At 39.3% G+C, this 18,608-nt stretch carries 14 protein-coding genes; 9 read left to right on the plus strand and 5 right to left on the minus strand.

All coding sequences use genetic code 11. The features are described from left to right. Nucleotides 1-96: 96 nt before the first annotated feature. Complete coding sequence (locus NCWK1_RS26415) at nucleotides 97-918, plus strand: ankyrin repeat domain-containing protein (RefSeq protein WP_103126752.1); 822 nt, start codon at nucleotides 97-99, stop codon at nucleotides 916-918. A gap of 43 nt (nucleotides 919-961) precedes the next feature. Here the strand turns inward: NCWK1_RS26415 and NCWK1_RS26420 are convergent, their stop codons facing one another. Then, nucleotides 962-1,351, minus strand: a complete 390-nt coding sequence (locus NCWK1_RS26420; RefSeq protein ID WP_103126753.1) for a hypothetical protein — start codon at nucleotides 1,349-1,351, stop codon at nucleotides 962-964. Nucleotides 1,352-1,486: 135 nt separating this feature from the next. Between NCWK1_RS26420 and hslO the strand changes: the two genes are divergently transcribed. Continuing rightward, on the plus strand, nucleotides 1,487-2,392 hold the full coding sequence (gene hslO / locus NCWK1_RS26425; protein ID WP_103126754.1) for an Hsp33 family molecular chaperone HslO: 906 nt from the start codon (nucleotides 1,487-1,489) through the stop codon (nucleotides 2,390-2,392). A gap of 236 nt (nucleotides 2,393-2,628) precedes the next feature. Beyond that, nucleotides 2,629-4,689, plus strand: coding sequence for a chromosome segregation ATPase (locus tag NCWK1_RS26430; RefSeq protein WP_103126755.1), 2,061 nt, complete (start codon nucleotides 2,629-2,631; stop codon nucleotides 4,687-4,689). A gap of 81 nt (nucleotides 4,690-4,770) precedes the next feature. Here the strand turns inward: NCWK1_RS26430 and NCWK1_RS26435 are convergent, their stop codons facing one another. From NCWK1_RS26435 to NCWK1_RS26445, 3 genes are all read right to left on the minus strand, one after another. Further along, a complete protein-coding gene (locus NCWK1_RS26435; protein ID WP_103126756.1) occupies nucleotides 4,771-5,721 on the minus strand; it encodes a hypothetical protein in 951 nt (316 codons plus the stop codon). Nucleotides 5,722-6,199: 478 nt separating this feature from the next. Beyond that, on the minus strand, nucleotides 6,200-6,679 hold the full coding sequence (locus tag NCWK1_RS26440) for a DUF2267 domain-containing protein (protein ID WP_103126757.1): 480 nt from the start codon (nucleotides 6,677-6,679) through the stop codon (nucleotides 6,200-6,202). 199 nt (nucleotides 6,680-6,878) lie between these two features. Beyond that, the gene (locus tag NCWK1_RS26445) at nucleotides 6,879-8,291 is read right to left on the minus strand and encodes a sensor histidine kinase (RefSeq protein ID WP_103126758.1); all 1,413 of its coding nucleotides are present in this window, start codon (nucleotides 8,289-8,291) and stop codon (nucleotides 6,879-6,881) included. Between the two features lie 451 nt (nucleotides 8,292-8,742). Here NCWK1_RS26445 and NCWK1_RS26455 point away from each other — a divergent pair, with 451 nt between their 5' ends. From NCWK1_RS26455 to NCWK1_RS26480, 6 genes are all read left to right on the plus strand, one after another. Further along, nucleotides 8,743-9,348 carry a hypothetical protein gene (locus tag NCWK1_RS26455; RefSeq protein WP_103126760.1) on the plus strand — a complete coding sequence of 202 codons (606 nt, stop codon included), beginning with the start codon at nucleotides 8,743-8,745 and terminating at the stop codon, nucleotides 9,346-9,348. A gap of 151 nt (nucleotides 9,349-9,499) precedes the next feature. Further along, a complete protein-coding gene (locus tag NCWK1_RS26460) occupies nucleotides 9,500-10,009 on the plus strand; it encodes a hypothetical protein (RefSeq protein ID WP_103126761.1) in 510 nt (169 codons plus the stop codon). 19 nt (nucleotides 10,010-10,028) lie between these two features. Beyond that, a complete protein-coding gene (locus tag NCWK1_RS26465; RefSeq protein ID WP_103126762.1) occupies nucleotides 10,029-10,919 on the plus strand; it encodes a fimbrial biogenesis chaperone in 891 nt (296 codons plus the stop codon). Between the two features lie 185 nt (nucleotides 10,920-11,104). Continuing rightward, complete coding sequence (locus NCWK1_RS26470; protein ID WP_103126763.1) at nucleotides 11,105-15,247, plus strand: carboxypeptidase regulatory-like domain-containing protein; 4,143 nt, start codon at nucleotides 11,105-11,107, stop codon at nucleotides 15,245-15,247. Nucleotides 15,248-15,382: 135 nt separating this feature from the next. After that, nucleotides 15,383-17,593, plus strand: coding sequence for a polyphosphate kinase 1 (ppk1, locus tag NCWK1_RS26475; protein ID WP_096579178.1), 2,211 nt, complete (start codon nucleotides 15,383-15,385; stop codon nucleotides 17,591-17,593). Nucleotides 17,594-17,752: 159 nt separating this feature from the next. Next, nucleotides 17,753-18,166, plus strand: coding sequence for a response regulator (locus NCWK1_RS26480; RefSeq protein ID WP_096579179.1), 414 nt, complete (start codon nucleotides 17,753-17,755; stop codon nucleotides 18,164-18,166). A 134-nt stretch (nucleotides 18,167-18,300) separates the two neighbouring features. Here the strand turns inward: NCWK1_RS26480 and NCWK1_RS26485 are convergent, their stop codons facing one another. Further along, the gene (locus tag NCWK1_RS26485; protein WP_096579181.1) at nucleotides 18,301-18,483 is read right to left on the minus strand and encodes a hypothetical protein; all 183 of its coding nucleotides are present in this window, start codon (nucleotides 18,481-18,483) and stop codon (nucleotides 18,301-18,303) included. Nucleotides 18,484-18,608 lie beyond the last annotated feature (125 nt).

Here is an 18,608-nt window from a genome sequence, read left to right on the forward strand (position 1 = left end):
ATAATGTTTTTTGAATTACGCGACAAAAAATTAGCAGAATATACAAAATTACAAAAACATCCGTGAGATGAAGCAGAAAGCCGTCGTCAAGCGATATTGGAAGTTTTTAGTAATTTAATAGAAACTGATTTTTTTGATGTGTATGAAACAGATGAAGAGGCAGATACTATATTGATGGATATAGTCTGGGCGAGAAACCTAGACTATGTAAAGTTCCTTGTTAAATCTGGACTAGATATTAATACAATAGATAGTGGTTACGATTTTGCTCTGTGGCTTGCTGCTCGTCAAGGCTGGACAGAAATATTTGATTATTTATCACCCTTAACTCTTCCTGAATTGAGAGAAATAGCAGAAAAAGCATTACCTCAAGGTATTATTTATCGTCAAAGAAAAAATAATCATGCTGTAGAATTATTTGTAGACGATGCTTTTGATGGAAATATTGCTGCTCTTAATCATGTACTTTCTCAAGGTATAGAAATAGATGCCATTAGTTCTAATGGCGAAGCAGCTTTACATAAAGCTATCAGAAATAATCAATTATCAGCCGTCAAGCTTTTAATAAAAGCTGGGGCAAATCCAAATTTAAAAGTAGAAGAAGGCTGGGAATATACACCCTTAATGGTTGCCATAAATTCAGCCAGTATTGATTATGCTATTTTTCAAGTATTAATTGAAGTTGGAGCTAATTTAAATAGTAGTTCTAGTAGAGGCGAAACCGTTTTAATGCTGGCAGTTTTAACCTTAAATATAGATGCTGTTCGCCGATTGCTTGAACTAGGTGTTGATGTTAATGCCAAAGATATATATGGACATACAGCACTTTACTATGCGATTGCTTGTAGGCACAGAGATGAGATAGTAGTTGAAGAAATAATCAGCCTTCTAAAAGCAGCCGGAGCTAAAGAAGCTTGAGGAGTAAGCCTAATTTATTTTGGGTTCCTTAGCTGCGTATTTTTTATATGTTACCTTCCTGAGCTAAAAACTGCCGTAAACTCAATAAACTCAAGGTTTGACCTAAATTTATGGGTAACATCGAAATGCCTTCTAAGCGGGACTGTACCCAACCTTCGCCCCAGTACCATTCGTGAAAGCCGTCAATACCGCCACTGAGTAGGAAGCGTAGACAATTAGATTGAGCTACATCTACTTGATGGTGAATAGAAACAGGGCCAGTCCAGCTTGTGAACTGGAATCCAGGATAAATTTCTTCAGGCATTCCTGAGTTAAAACGTTGTCCTAAGAGCCATTTTTCTAATTGTGCAGGACGTAGCAAGCTATCACCAATGGCTCTGGCTGATGCTTCGATTTCTATCCGCAGTTGACTTTGTTGAAAATTACCTAGCATTTTTTATGTGATTTTTTAATGAATCGTATTTCTAGTATTGCAAATGCGATCGCTACTTATCATCAACTCACCTGGATGGTTACTGAGAACTTAGAATAGAAAAAGTGAAGTTGTTAAGAAATGTAAGGTTTTTTCATGGCGGATCAGTTAATTCGCGCAACAGCAGCTGAAGGTGGGATTCGTGCGGTGGGTGTCATCACTACACGCTTGACAGAAGAGGCTCGGCAGCGTCACAAACTTTCTTATGTGGCAACAGCGGCAATGGGAAGGACTATGGCAGCAGGCTTATTGATGGCTTCTAGTATGAAGCGTACAGGATCGAGAATTAATATTCGAGTCAAAGGCGATGGCCCATTGGGTGGTATATTGGTAGATGCAGGTTTGGATGGAACAGTCCGGGGCTATGTCAGCAACCCTTCTGTAGAACTACCGCCCAATGCTAAAGGTAAACTTGATGTGGGCGGTGCAGTAGGTAGTGGCTACCTCTACGTTGTTCGGGATATTGGTTATGGTTATCCCTACTCTAGTACAGTAGAACTTGTTTCTGGAGAAATTGGTGATGATGTGGCGCATTACCTAGTAAATTCTGAACAAACACCTTCAGCTTTAGTCTTAGGGGTATTCGTGGGTGCAGATGGCGTAACGGCTGCTGGAGGGTTGCTAGTGCAAGTTTTACCTAAAGTAGCTAGAGATGAAGCCTTAGTTACAACCTTAGAATCACGGGTGGCTGCCTTATCAGGATTTACCCCATTGTTGCAAGCTGGTAAGACACTACCAGAAATTTTTGGTGATCTTTTGGGCGATATGGGTTTGTCGATATTTCCTGAAACCCAGATGTTGCGCTTTAATTGCGGTTGCTCTTTTGATCGGGTGTTAGGCGCACTTAAGATGTTAGGTGAAGCTGAATTACAAGACATGATTGTCAAAGACGATGGCGCTGAAGCTACTTGTGATTTTTGTGGCAGAGTATATCAGGCAAGTATTGACCACTTAGCTCAGTTGATTGTTGATTTACAGGCAGAATCTTCTGTTGGAAAATAAAGTATAAAATAACACTGAATTTTTCAAAGGTTAAAGGTATACCAGGAGAAAGTTCTGATAAACAGTAGCTTTTTAACAATGAGAAAGTTACTATGGCAACAACTGAATTATTGACCTAGAGTTTCTTAATGGTACAAACAGCCCCCAGATTTATCTGTGGGGTCAATCTAAAATCCAAAATCCAAAATTGTTTGGCCTAGAGCCAATCGCTATTTAATAAATTTTTGGTGTGAGAGATGACAGAGCGGGATATTCCAGAAGGTTGGTCTCCAGCCAGAGCCAGAGAGCCAGATCACACAAACCGAACACCAAACATCGGTGAAACGCAAGCATTTGGCATCCCAGCTACTGGTTCTACCTCTAAGTCAGTGAAACAACAAACAGAAAATAATCCAGAAGGATTACCCATAATAGATCATCATTCCGCCCAAACTATTCCCCCCAGCAAACGTTCTCGACCATTGCGGCGCTGGATGAAAAGTTGGGTGTTATGGTCAATATTGTTAGCGTTAATTCCCGGCAGTATAGGGTTTATCGCAATGGCAATGCTGTTAAAGTTGCCTGCTGCCCCAAACTGCCCGTCTATTTTTTGGCCTTTGGCCAGTGCTTCGGTGCGGTTACACTGCGCTCAGTTGGCGGCTTCTAAGCAGACGGTAGATGATTTATTACAAGCGATCGCCTTAGTTAAACAGTTACCACAAAATCATCCTCTGCGCGGAGAAATTGATCGGTTTGTTGAGGAGTGGTCACGAGATATTTTACAGTTAGCTGATCAAAGTTTTCAAGCGGGAGATTTAGAACAAGCGATCGCCACAGCCCAAAAAATCCCCCAAGACTTACCTGCATATAAGTTAGTTGACGAAAAAATTGCCAAGTGGGAATCTATCTGGTCTAAAGCAGACGGAATTTATCAAGCAGTACAAGAAGAATTGCAGCAAAGACGCTGGCAATCAGCATCACTGCTGGCAGCGAAATTACTGCGTATAGATAATAAATACTGGTCAAGTACTAAGTATGATCAAGTCAACCGATTGATTGTATCGGTGCGGGAAGATGGAGATAAGTTAGATAAAGCTGATAGTTTAGCAAAAACCAAAGTCGTAGATAACTTATTAGAAGCAATTAAAATTGCGGAAGCGATTGGCAAAGATAGCTATTTCTATCAAAAAGCGCAGGAGTTGATTCCTTTATTTGGGCGCAAAATGTTGGAATTAGCGCAAGCTAAGATGGATGCACGGGATGCAGATGCAGCCTTAGATATTGCCAGACAAATTCCTGATAGTACCAAGTTACAAGCAGATGTCGAAGACTTTATTTCTTTAGCAGATGCACAAAGAAGTGCTTGGATAGGTACAGTTTCTAGTTTAGAAACTGCGATCGCTCAAGCGCAAGAAATTGACCCGTCCCGACCAAAATATAACAAAGCACAAGACTTAATTACTCGTTGGCAACTAGAAATTGAAGACGTTGCTCGCCTCGAAAAAGCACGGACACTGGCAAGCCAAGGTACAATTAACGATTTAGCAGCAGCAATTATTGAAGCACAGCAGATTCCCTCTAACAATCCCCGTGGTTCAGAAGCTAGGCAAGAAGTAGGCCGTTGGCAAGCTCAAGTGGAGACAATTGAAGACCGTCCTTACTTAGAACGTGCGGAACAATTAGCATTACTAGAAGACATCAACTCCTTGCAGGCTGCAATCTCCGAAGCCAGTCAAATTCGTCGGGGTCGAGCATTATATCCCGAAGCACGCAAAAGAATTAACAGTTGGACAGCTAAAGTACAACGCATTCAAGATCAGCCATACTTAGATCAGGCGCGAGATTTAGCCCAAACCGGAGATTTAAATGCGGCTATTAATGCAGCACAAACTATTGCATCTTCTGGAAGAGCGCTTTCTGGTGAAGCTCAAGCAGCTATCGATGATTGGCGAGGGCAAATTCGCGCTAAAGATAACTGGAAGAGAGCTAGAGAAGTTGCAGTAGTTGGTACACCAGATGCGTTGCTGGAAGCGATTCGTTTAGCGGATAAAATACCAAGTAGTAATATCCTTCGTTTAGATGCGAATGTAGCTATTGACCAATGGAGTCAACAGTTGCTAGACATCGCTCGCTCTCAGAGTAGTTCCAATCTCAGCAAAGCGATTGAAACTGCTCAGTTGATTCCTAAAGGTACAACTGCTTACAACACAGCACAAGAACAAATCAGAAATTGGCAGCAATTATTAAATCCGCAACCCGTTCCTCAACCTGAGCCTTTGTTACCTCAGTCATCAACTCCAGAGGGTACTAATTTGTAAAACTAGGGAGTGGGGAGTAGGAAAATACTCAATATGCGAGTTTCTATATCCTGAAGATTTTTTCCCTACTCCCGATGAAAACTAATTCAAGAATACTGAACCGTTTTGTTGAATTCGCATAGCCTTAGTATCTTGAGCTAAGTCAGTAGCTTCATTCAAAGTTACTTCTAACATTCCTGGTTGTTCAGCAGACGCTTGGGGTGTGACTAACAATAGTCCGCCATCTTCTCTTTGGAATGTAACGGTAACTGGGGCGCTGATACCTTGTAACATAACATTTGACTTACCTTCTAGCGATCGCGCTTCTGTATCGCCAATCACTTGGTAAGTTACTTTAGCTCCAGTATCATTAATCAATTTCACATTAACTTTACCATTGGCAAGAGCGATCGTTGTACTAGGTGTTTGTTGTTGAGATACTGAAGGGGTTTGATTTGTAATGGTTCCACTTGTAGAACTTTGCGGAGTTACAGGTACACCTTGACTAGATGTTTCCCCTTGAGATGGCACCGTTGTTTGAGGTGTAATAGTTCCACTTGTAGAACTTTGCGGAGTTACAGGTACACCTTGACTAGAAATGTTTCCTTGCGGTTGCTGTCCTTGGGAGAAAGCGTTAGGCGGACATCCTTGAGGTACAACATTTCTACTATTGAAAGGTTCTTCATAGAAAATTCGGGGGCAAGGATTAATTGCACTTGCACCAGCCTGTGGTGTTTCACCACCTACACCTGCTTGGTATGGACTGGATGTAGTTGTGGTACGAGCCGTAGGTAGAAGGCCTTGATTAGCTAGTCTTTGAGTGAGTGCATTAGGCGGACATCCTTGCGGTACTATAACCCGACTGTTGTGGGGTTCTTCATAAAAAATACTAGGGCAAGGGTTAATTTTAGCAGTAGACTGTTGCGGTGTTACAGAAGTTGGTTGTTGTGCTACTGCTGTATGAGAAATCGCAGGCACACTAATCAATAAACCTCCGCAAACAGCGCCGAATATCTCAGTAAACTTGCGTAATTTTTGATAAGTCATATTCATTCTTAACTCCTGAGCAAATTGAGTAGTAAGCGTCTGTCTGGAAACTTGAGAAAGTAGTGAATTCAATTAAAATGAATTCAGCAGTTATAGTATTAGTTTGTGACTGGAAACTTTATTTTGATTAGATAGAGTAATCAATCCCAAACTTTATTTTTATACTTGCCTATTTTTGGAGAAATGCAATAAAGATGAGGCTAATTAATAAGTCTTAATTCAAGGGTATTTTTTTTGACTTACAATCATTAAATTTAATTGTTAACTTGTATTTTTGTATCTAGCTAGAGTGTTGAAATATCAAGAATGAAATTACTTCTGGAGTGGGATATTAGCAATTGCACTAAAACTTTGATAAATGATATTTGAGTTATAAATTGCAAGTAAATTACAATTCATAACCCAAAAATTTTAGCCAGCTATGTTGAAGAATCTAAGCTTCTTCCCAAAAACCCAAAAATTTTAGCCAGCTATGTTGAAGAATCTAAGCTTCTTCCCAAAGTTGACGAACTCTATCTGGTAACCAACTAGCAATTTCTTCAATTCTCTCTGGCGATAATTCATCTTTAGTTGCAGAGAAAACTGCTTTAACCACCTGTTCACGGTCTACATTTGGTGGCATAGTGCCTTCATTCGCTACTCGGAATAAAAAGCGATCGCTATCAATCTTAAAAATACCAGGGCCTTGCCAAGGTGGACGTACGCGACTCAAAAAGCTCACAATCGGATTTGTATCATGCCACAGTTCGGCAATTTCCATTTGCAGAGATTTATCTTCAGTTTCTTCGACTGGTTTGTGTAGTTCTCCTTCAACTCGATCAGCCGCTTCTGTAGTCATTAGGTCACGCATAACTCGAAATACTACTTCTGTAATATCTCTAGCATCATAAAGGTCAGCTAAACCACTGTTTTGTTTTACTTTTTCTAAAAAAGGTAAATTTTTTTCTGCAATAGGAGTTTGCATCTAATCTCCTCCAGTAACTTTATTTATTAGCTGCATTTAAGCAAGATAAATCATCAGTTTATCGGAATACTCAAAAGAGTAGACGGTAAACTGTGGTAGCCCAAATTTATGATTTGAAAATGCCAGCTTTGCTATATAAGTTAGTAAGTAATGTTAGATAGATTCATCTGTCACGGGAAACAAAAAAATAAAATAAAATTTAAGACTCTAGAGTTATGGGTAGAGTGACAATAAAAGTTGTACCTTTACCGATGGTACTTTCTACTTGAATTTGACCTTGGTGATGTTCAACAATAGCTTGCGCGATCGCTAATCCCAATCCTGAACCTGTAGCACTGTCTGTAGCTTTACTGCCACTTTTTTTATGCGTACGTGCAGGATCTACGCGATAAAAGCGGTCAAACAAACGTGGTAATGCTTCTGTAGGAATACCAACACCATTATCACTCACTTTAATTTGTAACTGAGCAGTAGTGACGCGCATTCTGGAAACGCGGCTGATTCCTTCTTGGCGTGCTAATTCTACATTGACCTTGCCATCAGGCGGAGTATACTGTAAAGCATTACTAATTAAGTTTGTCAATAGTCTGATCAGCTGATCCCAATTACCTGCTAGAGTGAACCAATTCTCTAGTAATTCAGGACTGGTTTCAGCAACAGGAGGATCAACTAAATTTAAATTTAAAGCAATGCCTTTTTCACCAGCTAGAAGTTGCTGTTCTTCAATAACTTCCATAAGTAAGGCATCTAAAGGACAAGGTGAGAATGTATCTTTACTGATACCGCTATCTTGTCGTGCTAAAAACAGTAAATCATTAACCAACTTACCTAAGCGTTGTGTCAGCCGCTCCACTACTTTTAACTGCTGACGATAGTTAGTAGAATTACTCACTTCTGTTTCTACTAACTCCAATTCACTCAAGGCGACTTGCACATTAGTTTGAATTAAAGTAATGGGACTTCTCAGTTCATGGGAAGCATCAGCCGTGAATTGCTTGAGTCTTTGATAAGAATCACCTACTGGTTCCATTGCTTTCCCAGAAAGAAACCAGCCACTTGCAGCTACAGATACTAACATTAACCAAATTCCCAGTGCTAAATCCAAAATTAGCTGGCGGCTGGGTTTGGTAACTTCAAACCAAGGATGACTTACACGCAGATATCCTAAGACTTGGCGGCCAGATTCCACGCGCTGGGTTACTTGACGCAACGATAGTTCTGAGTCTCCCCACTGGTCTTGTTTGGGTACACGGACTGTTTCACCAGTATGATTACCGTGAATAGGGATATTGAGAGGTTCTGAGAAAGTCGACCAAAGTAATTTTCCTGTAGGACTAAACCATTCCAAATCAATGTGGTCATCATCTACATTATTGGCATTGTTGCGAAAACTGGCTTCTACATTGATGCGGAGTTTATTAATTTCATTATTTACTGGCTCAATCACAAGCGATCGCTCTACAATTTCCACCACATGATTTAAAGTATCGTCAATTCGCTCCACCAACGTACTACGGACATATAAATAAACACCACTGGCAAACAGTAATAACAACACCGCTGTTACGGTAGTATACCAAATAGCCAATCGACGGCGAGTAGCTTGAAACATACTTACAACCAAAATCTACTTAAGTAGATTTATTGAGAACATTAACTAATAGCTAAAAATATAATAGATTACAAGACTTTATGGCTAAAAAGTTCCATAAGAGCCAAGTAAATTGAGTCTACATTATCAATTTAGAAGTTGATTTAATAAAAACTTTACATCTTTCTCCTAATTTTAACTCATAAACTGCTTGTTCTAAGCCTAGATAACCCGACTTAATAATAGTAATTTCACCGTGGACAAAGATATATTAATTAAGTTTATATCAATATACTTAGGAATAAATTAGCATAAATAATTCCTGTTTTTACAGGAGCTTTATAGAGTAGCTTTACCAAAGCAAATATATGTAAAATGCGTAGACTTTGGTAAATTCTCTGAGGTGCTATTTTTGCTACAACGGCTACATTGATTTTGTCATCTTTTTCTAAAGAGTAATTATTTAGCCCCCATGAAAAAGAAATTCTTTTTAGCAGCATTTACTCTAGGCGCAGTTTCTCTGGCGAATACTTTATTATCTGCGCCTGCTAGAGCCGTTTCTGTTGATGTCCCACTCCAAGTCGAAGTTCCAGAAGTTATTTACATCCAAACTTACAAAAGCCTGACTTTTCAGCCTACTAGCGCAGAGTTTTTAGGATCTGCCGCACCCGTAAACGATACTCCTGGATTCTTTTCTTCTGACGGTACTATTACTACACTTCCTGCTCCTAACGGTACTTTAACTCCCACTACAGGAGATATCACAACAGGAGATATTTTAATTTATAGAATTTGGGGTACTAGTACTGGTGCTACCGGTCAGATTCAGCACTCTGTTGAATTTAACGGTGGCACCACTGGAACGCTTTATCTTGGTGGTGATACGGCCTCTAGCTCTAATGTAGGTGTGACAATCAGCGCACTTGGTGGAACTGCGACAGCACCAGGGCTTGATGTAACGAACGCAACTCCTATTGAAGGATCTGTAGCATTTACATTTAACTTCGCAAACGCCTCATCAGCTGGTACGTACTCTAATCCTAACGAATATTTGACCATCACAGCTACGGGTATTTAGACATCATATATTTTGACCTTGAGTTGTTTCTCAACAAAAGCCAAAAATCAACAGTTCTGGCTGAGAGCAAAATTACCATATTAATTTAATTGCTCTTCCCGAAACTTATTATCTCAAGGTCATTTTCTGAATTAGTTTGGGTAAGCATCTGATGAACCGACTATTATTTCTCAGTACATTTTTGTCTGTATTTCTGTTGGCTCACCCCAAAACTTTTGGGCAATTAGGTTTACCTGGTAATACCCTAACTCTAGACAAAATTGAAGTCACTGATATTTTTTCGGCAGGTTCTAATCAAGTCAACGATGGCATAATTAACAAATCATCAATTAGTCCATCATTAACCGCACCTTCATTGACTACAACAGTGAATCGTACAGTCTCAAACATTTGGAGACTAGAACTTGATGCGAATCAAGATGAAAATCAAATATCTGTTAGTTATGGTTTGAATTCAGATCAGGGAACTACTAATAGTCTGAGTAAAGGAGGTATTAGTGAACAAATTAAAGTTTCTATTACTCCTATTAACCCAACTATAGATCCCAATTCTGCCAAGAGAATTCTACAGGGAGGAGCTATCTTTAACTTAGACTTTTCAGATATCAAAATTCCCGGTGTTTATTCAGGCACATTAACTATAACTTTTACCGGGATTTAAATCTTCACTCAATCAACCAATGAATCAGCAGCAAAAATTAGTTAACAGCATTTATAAAATTGGAGCTACTGCGCTATTAACACTAAGCACATTAGCATTAAATTGTCCCCATACTTCTGCAATCTCAATAGGGGTTAGCCCACCGAGATTTGAATTAAAACTTGATGATAAAAAACCCAAAACTCAGGTTTTTCGTGTCGTTAATGTTGATAATCAACCCGCAACATTTAGGGTTTATATCCAAGGTTGGACAATTGACGAAAAAAATGAAATTCAACCTGTAAAATCAAGCGAGCAATCTCTAGATAACTGGATTACCGTCAACCCTGTAACCTTTACTCTTCCTCCTGGCAAAACCCAAACCGTGCGTTTTTCAGTTCGTCCTCGTGTCAAACCTCCAGCTGGAGAACACCGCGCTTTAATTTTTGTTGAAGAAGTCAATTCTGACCAAGACAAAAAACCCAGGTCTGGAGTTAGAGTTTTGGGACGTTTTGGTGTTGCTGTCTATGCTTATGTTGGCAGTATCAAAAAACTAGGTGTTCTCAATTCAATTTCGGTTGATAGTAAAGCCAATAACCTCAAAGCTGCATTTGACATTTCTAGCCAAGGTAATGCTTATGTGCGAATGAATGGTCAATATGCAATCTGGGCTGCTAACAAATATCCGGGTGCGAGTGCTACTAAGCAAATAGCTAACTTGCAATCACAAAAAAATAAGAAACCAGATGGTGTGTTAGATGCTGGAATGTTACCTTCAACGCCTGTGTTACCTGGTACTCGTCGTCAATTAATCCTTAATATCAGTAAAAAACTGCCTCCTGGTCAATATATTTTAGATGTTAATGGTGATTTGAATGGCGGTGCAATTGATAAAGGCATTGCTTTTACAGTTACATCCAGAAGTAAATAAAACAGCTTTTAAATATCAGTTTTCTCACTTCTGGTAATCTTCTAATATCTCCTCACATCATATAGATTTTGCCAGTTCTCAACCGAAATTCTCTAATTTTTTAAGTTATTTACTTTGTCTGTCTCTGCAATTAATTTCCAGCCTAGAACTTTTTTAGGCTGTCATACCAGCATTTGTATACAAGTATGATCTACCAAGCTTCACCGCCTTTACCACCAGCAGAAGTTACTACTCTACCCGCGCAAGATACTCCTATTACAGCGCCGGATAAAAATAGTGCTAACCCAGCCTACAAAACTGCACGGCATACAGTAGCGACCCCCATTCCGCCAGAAACCACACCAGAAGCGGAGTTTTCCACAAATGGCTTAGAAGAATGGGAATCCTCTGCTGAAAGTAATTCTGATGAAGCGCCAGTATTACAGAAGAAGTCAGATACAATACTCGCTGATGTTTCCTTTACAACTGGGATTCCCGACATATCAGACAAGTCAGATGAGGACAATTCTGATAAAGCATCAGTTCCACAGAAGAAGTCAGGTACAGTACTCTCTGATATTTCCTTTACTAGTGGAATTCCCGAAATATCAGACAAGTCAACGAAAGAACTAGATCAATGCAAAACAGCTACAATATCTGCACAAGTAGCTTTAACTAGTGCAAGTTCGGGACAATCAGAAGAGTCTCCTGATTTATTGACTAAGCAACTGGTGAAATGTGAACCAGTCAAAGCACCTGCTCAAGTTGCTATAACAACACCAGATAACTCAGCAGCGTTATTAACAAAACAACCGTCACAACCTCCAGTTCAACAGAAAGTCAAAGCACCTGCTCAAGTTGCTATAACAACACCAGATAACTCAGCAGCATTATTAACAAAACAACCGTCACAACCTCCAGTTCAACAGAAAGTCAAAGCACCTACTGAAATTGCTGCTGTAACTACCAATAATTCAGCATCCACAACAAAAAAACCACTACAACCTTCTGCTCAACGCAAAGTTCAAGCATCTACTCAAGTTGCTGCTACAACTCCCAACAAAAAGACCAAACCAAAAGCATCAGTTCAGCGTACAAGAACCACAGCACCTGCTAAAGTCGCTACTAGTGAGACTGACTCAACAACATTAAAACAATCACCTCAACCACAGGCATTAAATACTAAAGTTGAAGTTGCCAGCACTGCTGATGCTGCCAAAAAATCGGAAGAATTAACTAGTTCTTTGACCAAAAAACCACAACAAGGTCAAACTACAACAGCCTCTGCGTCAACTACAATTGCGGCTAAAGCACCAGAAGATTTAGCAACTTTTGTCACTAAACAAAGGTCACAAACAGTTACAGCACTCTCAGAAGTAACTACCAAAGATACTTCTGAGAGTGCTGATGATTTTGGCACTTTTTTAGGTAAACAAACATCTCAGTCACAGTTTCCTGATGTTAGTACAACGGAATCTACTGAAGCAATTACTGAAACTTCGATAAATTCTCATGATTTAGCTGGTTTCTTAACCAAACAACCCCCTCATTCATCAGTTCAATATAAAGTTGCCAATGTACCTGCGGAAGTTCCAACTACCACCCAGACATCAAAAAAATCAGAAGATTTATCAGCGTTTTTAACAAAACAACCATCTCATCCACAGGTTCCACAAAAAACTGCAACTAACCCCACTCCCGCGCCAAATTCATCAGCAGAATCAATTCAAAAACCTCTCAATACTAGACCGGCTGAAGTACAGCCGAAGAAACAAGGGGTAGATGTCAGCACGAATATATTAAATGTAGATGATAACTCACGCATAACTTTTACTCAAACAGCAAGCTCAAATTTAGAAAATTTATTGCTTGGGGTAATCATTAACAGGAGAGAAGTAGGTAACTTAGATGTTATTCGTCAAGGAAATACTTTACTGTTGCCTTTGGATGATTTTGCTAAACTTGCTGGTATTACAGTTGAAACAAAAGATAATAATACATATTTAAACACGCCTTTAGGCACAATTAATCTGGCTGAAGATGATATTCAAAATTTCAAAGGTGTTAACTATATTAGTGATGCCTTTATTAGAGATAAACTGTCTTCAAATATTGAATTTAACTCTTTGGATCTAGCTTTAATTATTGATTTACCTTGGCGTGGTGATGGTACAGCATATACAAGTGAAGCAGTCAACTTACAACCAGATGTATTTGCCCCACTCAACGGATTTTCTAATTTAAGGCAAGAGTTAAATATTGTTAGTAATGCTGGGGATGTAAACTTACGCAGTACTACACTACTGGGTGGCAGATTAGCAGGTGGTTTATGGCGGGTACGTGTCAATAATAATTTTGAAAACTCTCCTGATTTATCTGAATATTTTTACTATAAACGCAATGGTGGATTTCTTTATCAAGTCGGTCGGCAACAAATTGGTATTAACCCATTAGTCAATAGTCTGAATTTGACAGGAGCGCAATTTGGTTATACCAATATACCAACTAATCGCTTTAATCAAACTAACAGTGCCAATGAGTTATTACCTAGACGTTCTAGACCTTTACAAACTTTCCAAGGTGTAGTTCCAGCCGCTAGTTTTGTGCAACTTAGAGTTTCTGGAGTTGTTGTAGCACAGCAGCAGGTCGGATTTGATGGTAGATACGAATTTGTTGATGTTAATTTACCTGTTGGGCAAAATAATCAAATTGAAATTTTAGTTTTTGACCGAAATAATCTGAATGTTCCTAGTGAAATTCGTTCTGTAAGAATTAATTCTTCTGATTTATTACTGCCAGCAGGTGGAAATGTTCAATTAGCTGGTGTAGGTTTAACTGGAAATTTAGTACAGAATTCTTTGTTTGATAATAATAATGGTACTGATGCTGGTCAATTTGCAGGTTTTTATCAAGTTCGTCAAGGTCTTTCTAACAATTTAACTTTTGAAGGTTCTTTACAAGCTATTCCTAACACATTACAAAGCCAAGCTGGATTAATTTGGAGGGTAGCTAATCCTGTTGTTTTATCTGCTAGTGTAGGTAATTCGTTTGGTAAGTTAGCTTACAATACAGATTTAGATATTCAATTAGGAAAATTAGATATTACAGCTAATTCTCAATCTTATCCTAATGGATATCGGAATGGGAAAAACTCTGGTGATTTCTTTAACCATAGTGCCGAAGTAAGTTATCGATTTAATAATAATTTTCAGTTAGGGTTTCTAGCACGTAGTCGTAAAAGCGGTAGTGATACAAATGAATATATATCGCCTACTTTCTCTTTAAGACCTTTTGGTCGTTTATCTTTAAACGGTAGGCCTGATATTAATGGGCAGTATTTATTCAATGCTTATTATCAAGTAAATCGTGCGGCACGACTATCTTTTAATACGTTTGGTGATAGATATACTACTGGTCTAAGTTATGACTTTAATCGCAACTATCAAGTTTCTTTAGGTACTGATTTTGGTGGTAGTTATGCCACTCGCTATACAGCAGCATTAAACTATAATCCTCCAAATATTAGACAACTGAGTTGGCGAATGGGGCTGGCTTACCGTGAGGGGAATTTTGGCCCGATTGTTGGTGCTAGTATGCAAGTACTGCCAGGATTATTTGCCAGAGTTGAATATCAAGGTATTCCCTTTGCTGGGAGAAGAAATGCTTTTGGCGGATTTAATGACGATCGCCTGACAGTATCATTAGTATCAGACTTATCCTTTGCTGGTGGTAGGGCTATTCCAAGTAGCTTTAACTCTCTGAGTAAGGAACGGGGTGCGATCGCTGGACGCATTGCTGTCTCAGGAGAAAATCGAGGTTATGATTTACAAGGCGCTAGTGTAAGAGTAATAAACAACCACAACAAGCCTGTTGGTGGTGCAACAACAGACTCTAGCGGGAACTTCTTTGTTGGTGGTTTACCAGAAGGTGTTTATCGAGTAGAAGTTGACCCAGATAAATTACCTGTAGAACTTACCTTACCAAAAACAGGTAGGGTAGCTGAGGTGGGAATAGCAGGTGTTACCAATGTAGATTTTGCCGCCAGATTGGAATACGGTTTAGCTGGTCGAATTACTGATGTTGCAGGCCAGCCAATGTCTGATGTGCGGGTAGAACTAGTAAATATTGCTGGTACAGAAGTGTTATCAGCGATGACTGACGAATTTGGTCTATATCGTGTAGATGGTGTTCCTGTTGGCAAGTATACATTACGGGTTCCGCCTCAAGATGCGATCGCGAATAGTGAGGCTCTCCCCAAACGCGAGGTAGATATTCACAACGAATTCGTCTACGACCAAAATCTACAATTACCAATTTCGACAGCAGCCAAAGAAATTAAAGAAAAATAATCCAAAATCTCAAATTTAAAATCTCAAATTGTCTGGCTTTTGTAAAAAACCAACTTCTCGTCCATCACAGATTTCCACTACTATGATTATTGTTCTCCAGTCGTGTGGGCTACTTCTGGCTACCCGCAGATCGTCATGCCGAAATCTAAAAAGAGCGCCAATCCCATCAATCTCAACGATCCACAATATTATCTCAACCGAGAGTTAAGCTGGCTGGAATTTAATCATCGAGTACTGCACGAAGCCTGCGATTCACGCACACCACTTTTAGAAAGACTGAAGTTCTTAGCCATCTTCAGTTCTAATTTAGATGAATTCTTCATGGTGCGGATTGCTGCTTTAAAGCAACAGGTGGAGGCGAAAGTGACTCAGTTAACGCCTGATGGACGCACCCCGCAACAACAACTGGATGATATTCGCTTAAATCTTAGTCCGCAAGTAGTCAAACAGCATCAACATTTTGAACAAGTCCTGCGTCCATTATTGGCCCAGCAACGTATTCATATCCTCGACTACATTAATTTAAACCAGAAACAACGGACTTATTTAGATAATTATTTTGAAGAACAAATCTTTCCAGTTTTGACTCCTTTGGCTGTTGATCCTAGCCATCCTTTCCCCTATATTTCCAATCTCAGTTTAAATTTGGCAGTTGTTGTCAAAAACCCAGATACAGAAGAAGAATTTTTTGCCAGAGTCAAAGTTCCTAGCGTTTTACCGCGATTTTTGCCTTTACCACCAGAGTTAGGCATTCAAGAAAATGGACAACCCGCCAATTGGACAGGTGTACCTTTAGAACAGGCGATCGCCCATAATTTAAATGCTTTATTTCCAGGGATGAATATTCAGGAATATCACCCCTTCCGCATTACTCGTGATGCTGATTTAGCCCTGGAAGAAGATGAAGCAGATGACTTGTTATTAGCCATTGAACAGGAACTACGCAAACGCCGCATCGGTGGTAGTCCTGTCAGAATAGAAATTCAATCCCAGACTCCAGAACCAATTCGTACACGGTTGTTACAAGATTTAGATTTAACCGACAGCGATGTTTATCAAGTAGATGGTTTATTAGGTCTGCGAGACTTAATGTATTTTATGGCTTTACCTTTGCCAGAACTGAAAGATCCTCCCCGTCAGTCTGTCGTTCCTCCCCGTCTGCAACGGTTACGCGAACCGCATATAGACGAAGATGTTGTGGAAATGGAAGAAGGCAAAGATTTTTTTGCTGTGATTAGAGAAAAGGATTTGTTTGTCCACCATCCCTATCAATCTTTTTCGGCAACAGTTGTACGTTTTATTACCCATGCAGCCCATGATCCAAATGTTTTAGCTATCAAGATGACACTTTACCGAACTTCCGGTGATTCGCCGATAGTTAACGCCTTAATTGCAGCGGCTGAAAATGGTAAGCAAGTATCAGTATTAGTAGAATTAAAAGCCCGCTTTGATGAAGAAAATAATATTTATTGGGCAAGGCGTTTAGAAAGAGTGGGCGTTCACGTTGTCTATGGGTTAGTTGGCTTAAAAACCCATTGCAAAACTGTTATGGTAGTGCGACGAGAAAAAGATAGAATGCGTCGCTATGTGCATATTGGCACGGGAAATTACAACCCAAAAACTGCACGACTATATACCGATTTAGGATTATTTAGTTGTCGTGAAGAATTAGGTGCTGATATTACAGATTTGTTTAATTTTTTGACTGGTTATTCACGACAAAAATCTTATCGAGAATTATTGGTTGCACCAGTAAATATGCGTGATCGCTTTTTGTCTTTAATTCAGCGCGAAATTACAAATGTTCAGAAAGGGTTTACTGGACGGATTGTTGCCAAAATGAATTCTCTTGTTGACCCACAAATCATCGCTACTTTGTACGAAGCTTCTCGTGCTGGTGTGCAAATTGACCTCATTATTAGAGGGATTTGCTGTTTACGTCCAGGACTCAAAGACATTAGTGAAAATATTCGCATAATCAGCATTGTCGGTCGCTTTTTAGAACACTCCCGCATTTATTATTTCTACAATAATAGCCAAGAAGAAATCTATATTGGCAGCGCTGACTGGATGCGCCGCAACCTAGATCGGAGAGTAGAAGTAATTACGCCAATTAAAGATCAAGATATTGCTAAAGATTTGCAAGAAATCTTGGGAATTATGTTGGCAGATAACCGCCAAGCTTGGGAATTACAAGCTGATGGTAGTTACATACAACGCCGTCCTGGGGATGATTGTCCAGAAGCTAATTCACAAATCAGTTTTATGAATATGGCACTGCGTTCCACAGGGGGAACTCCAAACTTACTGGATTCACAGAAAGGTCTTTCTTATACTGATAACTAGGAAAAATTTTATTTTTTTAGCAAACTTTAATTTTTCCGCATTTTATCTAAATGAATTAGTTGAGAAAAAAGTAGTGATTCAACCATAAGATAGAGTAATTGTCTGGACTTACTCTCATACACTATAAGCATTGTTGTGACTACTTTTTTCTTTCCTTAAATGTTAATGCTCTCCTGTGAGTCTTCTGCTTTACGCGTTCTTGTAGTTGATGACCACGAACTGACTCGTTTAACCCTACAATTAGCTTTTTCTTGTCAAGAGAATATTCAAGTTGTTGGGTTAGCTAGTAACGGTCAAGAAGCTATAGAAATGGTTAAACGCTACCAGCCTGATGTGATTGTTTTAGATTTACAGATGCCAATCATGGATGGTTGGAGTGCTTCTAGTCAAATTAAGTCCTTCTCTCCCCATACTCAGATACTTGCTTACTCCTCCGTAGAAGATGCTAATTCACCACGCGCGAGGGGAATGACTAACTTTGATGATTTTTGTAAGAAAGATGTATCAACAACTGAACTAATTGCTTTAGTTAGACAATTAGGCAACCGTAGAGGAGATAGTGAAATTGTCTGATAAATCTTTCGGCAAAATAATGTCACATTGACTTAGGCTTGGCTCAGTTCTGGAGAGTTGGTAATGTTTTATGATTAAGAAGCGTCGGCATAACTCTTACTTATTAGAGGTACCGACGCAATTTTTAGTGGAACTTAATTATTTCCTGTTTCTGGGATAGTACGTTTATATTCATCAATTAAGTCATCTAGTTCTTCTAAAGCCTGATTGACATCGACTCTCAAAGTTCCCAAGTTTGGCTGTTCTAAGAGACTTAAAAGGTAGTCGCGTTTGCTTTTAACTACCGCAATTCGGTCTTTGATAGTTTGTAAATCCATTGTTTGTCTGCCTTTTATTAACTACAGTCCAGTTTAAAGTTAACGCAAAACAGGGCAAAGCTTGCTCAAGCAATTAAAAGTTGTTACCCATGTCACCATCTAAGTTGTTAAGAATCAAGCAACCT

This window comes from Nostoc cycadae WK-1, assembly GCF_002897135.1.
Taxonomy (GTDB): Bacteria; Cyanobacteriota; Cyanobacteriia; order Cyanobacteriales; family Nostocaceae; genus Nostoc_B.

Excerpts from the sequence above, each read along its gene's own strand:
- NCWK1_RS26420 (WP_103126753.1), bottom strand. The coding sequence starts at position 1,351 with ATGCTAGGTAATTTTCAACAAAGTCAACTGCGGATAGAAATCGAAGCA.
- hslO (WP_103126754.1), top strand. The coding sequence starts at position 1,487 with ATGGCGGATCAGTTAATTCGCGCAACAGCAGCTGAAGGTGGGATTCGT.
- NCWK1_RS26430 (WP_103126755.1), top strand. The coding sequence starts at position 2,629 with ATGACAGAGCGGGATATTCCAGAAGGTTGGTCTCCAGCCAGAGCCAGA.
- NCWK1_RS26435 (WP_103126756.1), bottom strand. The coding sequence starts at position 5,721 with ATGAATATGACTTATCAAAAATTACGCAAGTTTACTGAGATATTCGGC.
- NCWK1_RS26440 (WP_103126757.1), bottom strand. The coding sequence starts at position 6,679 with ATGCAAACTCCTATTGCAGAAAAAAATTTACCTTTTTTAGAAAAAGTA.
- NCWK1_RS26445 (WP_103126758.1), bottom strand. The coding sequence starts at position 8,291 with ATGTTTCAAGCTACTCGCCGTCGATTGGCTATTTGGTATACTACCGTA.
- NCWK1_RS26455 (WP_103126760.1), top strand. The coding sequence starts at position 8,743 with ATGAAAAAGAAATTCTTTTTAGCAGCATTTACTCTAGGCGCAGTTTCT.
- NCWK1_RS26460 (WP_103126761.1), top strand. The coding sequence starts at position 9,500 with ATGAACCGACTATTATTTCTCAGTACATTTTTGTCTGTATTTCTGTTG.
- NCWK1_RS26465 (WP_103126762.1), top strand. The coding sequence starts at position 10,029 with ATGAATCAGCAGCAAAAATTAGTTAACAGCATTTATAAAATTGGAGCT.
- NCWK1_RS26470 (WP_103126763.1), top strand. The coding sequence starts at position 11,105 with ATGATCTACCAAGCTTCACCGCCTTTACCACCAGCAGAAGTTACTACT.
- ppk1 (WP_096579178.1), top strand. The coding sequence starts at position 15,383 with ATGCCGAAATCTAAAAAGAGCGCCAATCCCATCAATCTCAACGATCCA.
- NCWK1_RS26480 (WP_096579179.1), top strand. The coding sequence starts at position 17,753 with ATGTTAATGCTCTCCTGTGAGTCTTCTGCTTTACGCGTTCTTGTAGTT.
- NCWK1_RS26485 (WP_096579181.1), bottom strand. The coding sequence starts at position 18,483 with ATGGATTTACAAACTATCAAAGACCGAATTGCGGTAGTTAAAAGCAAA.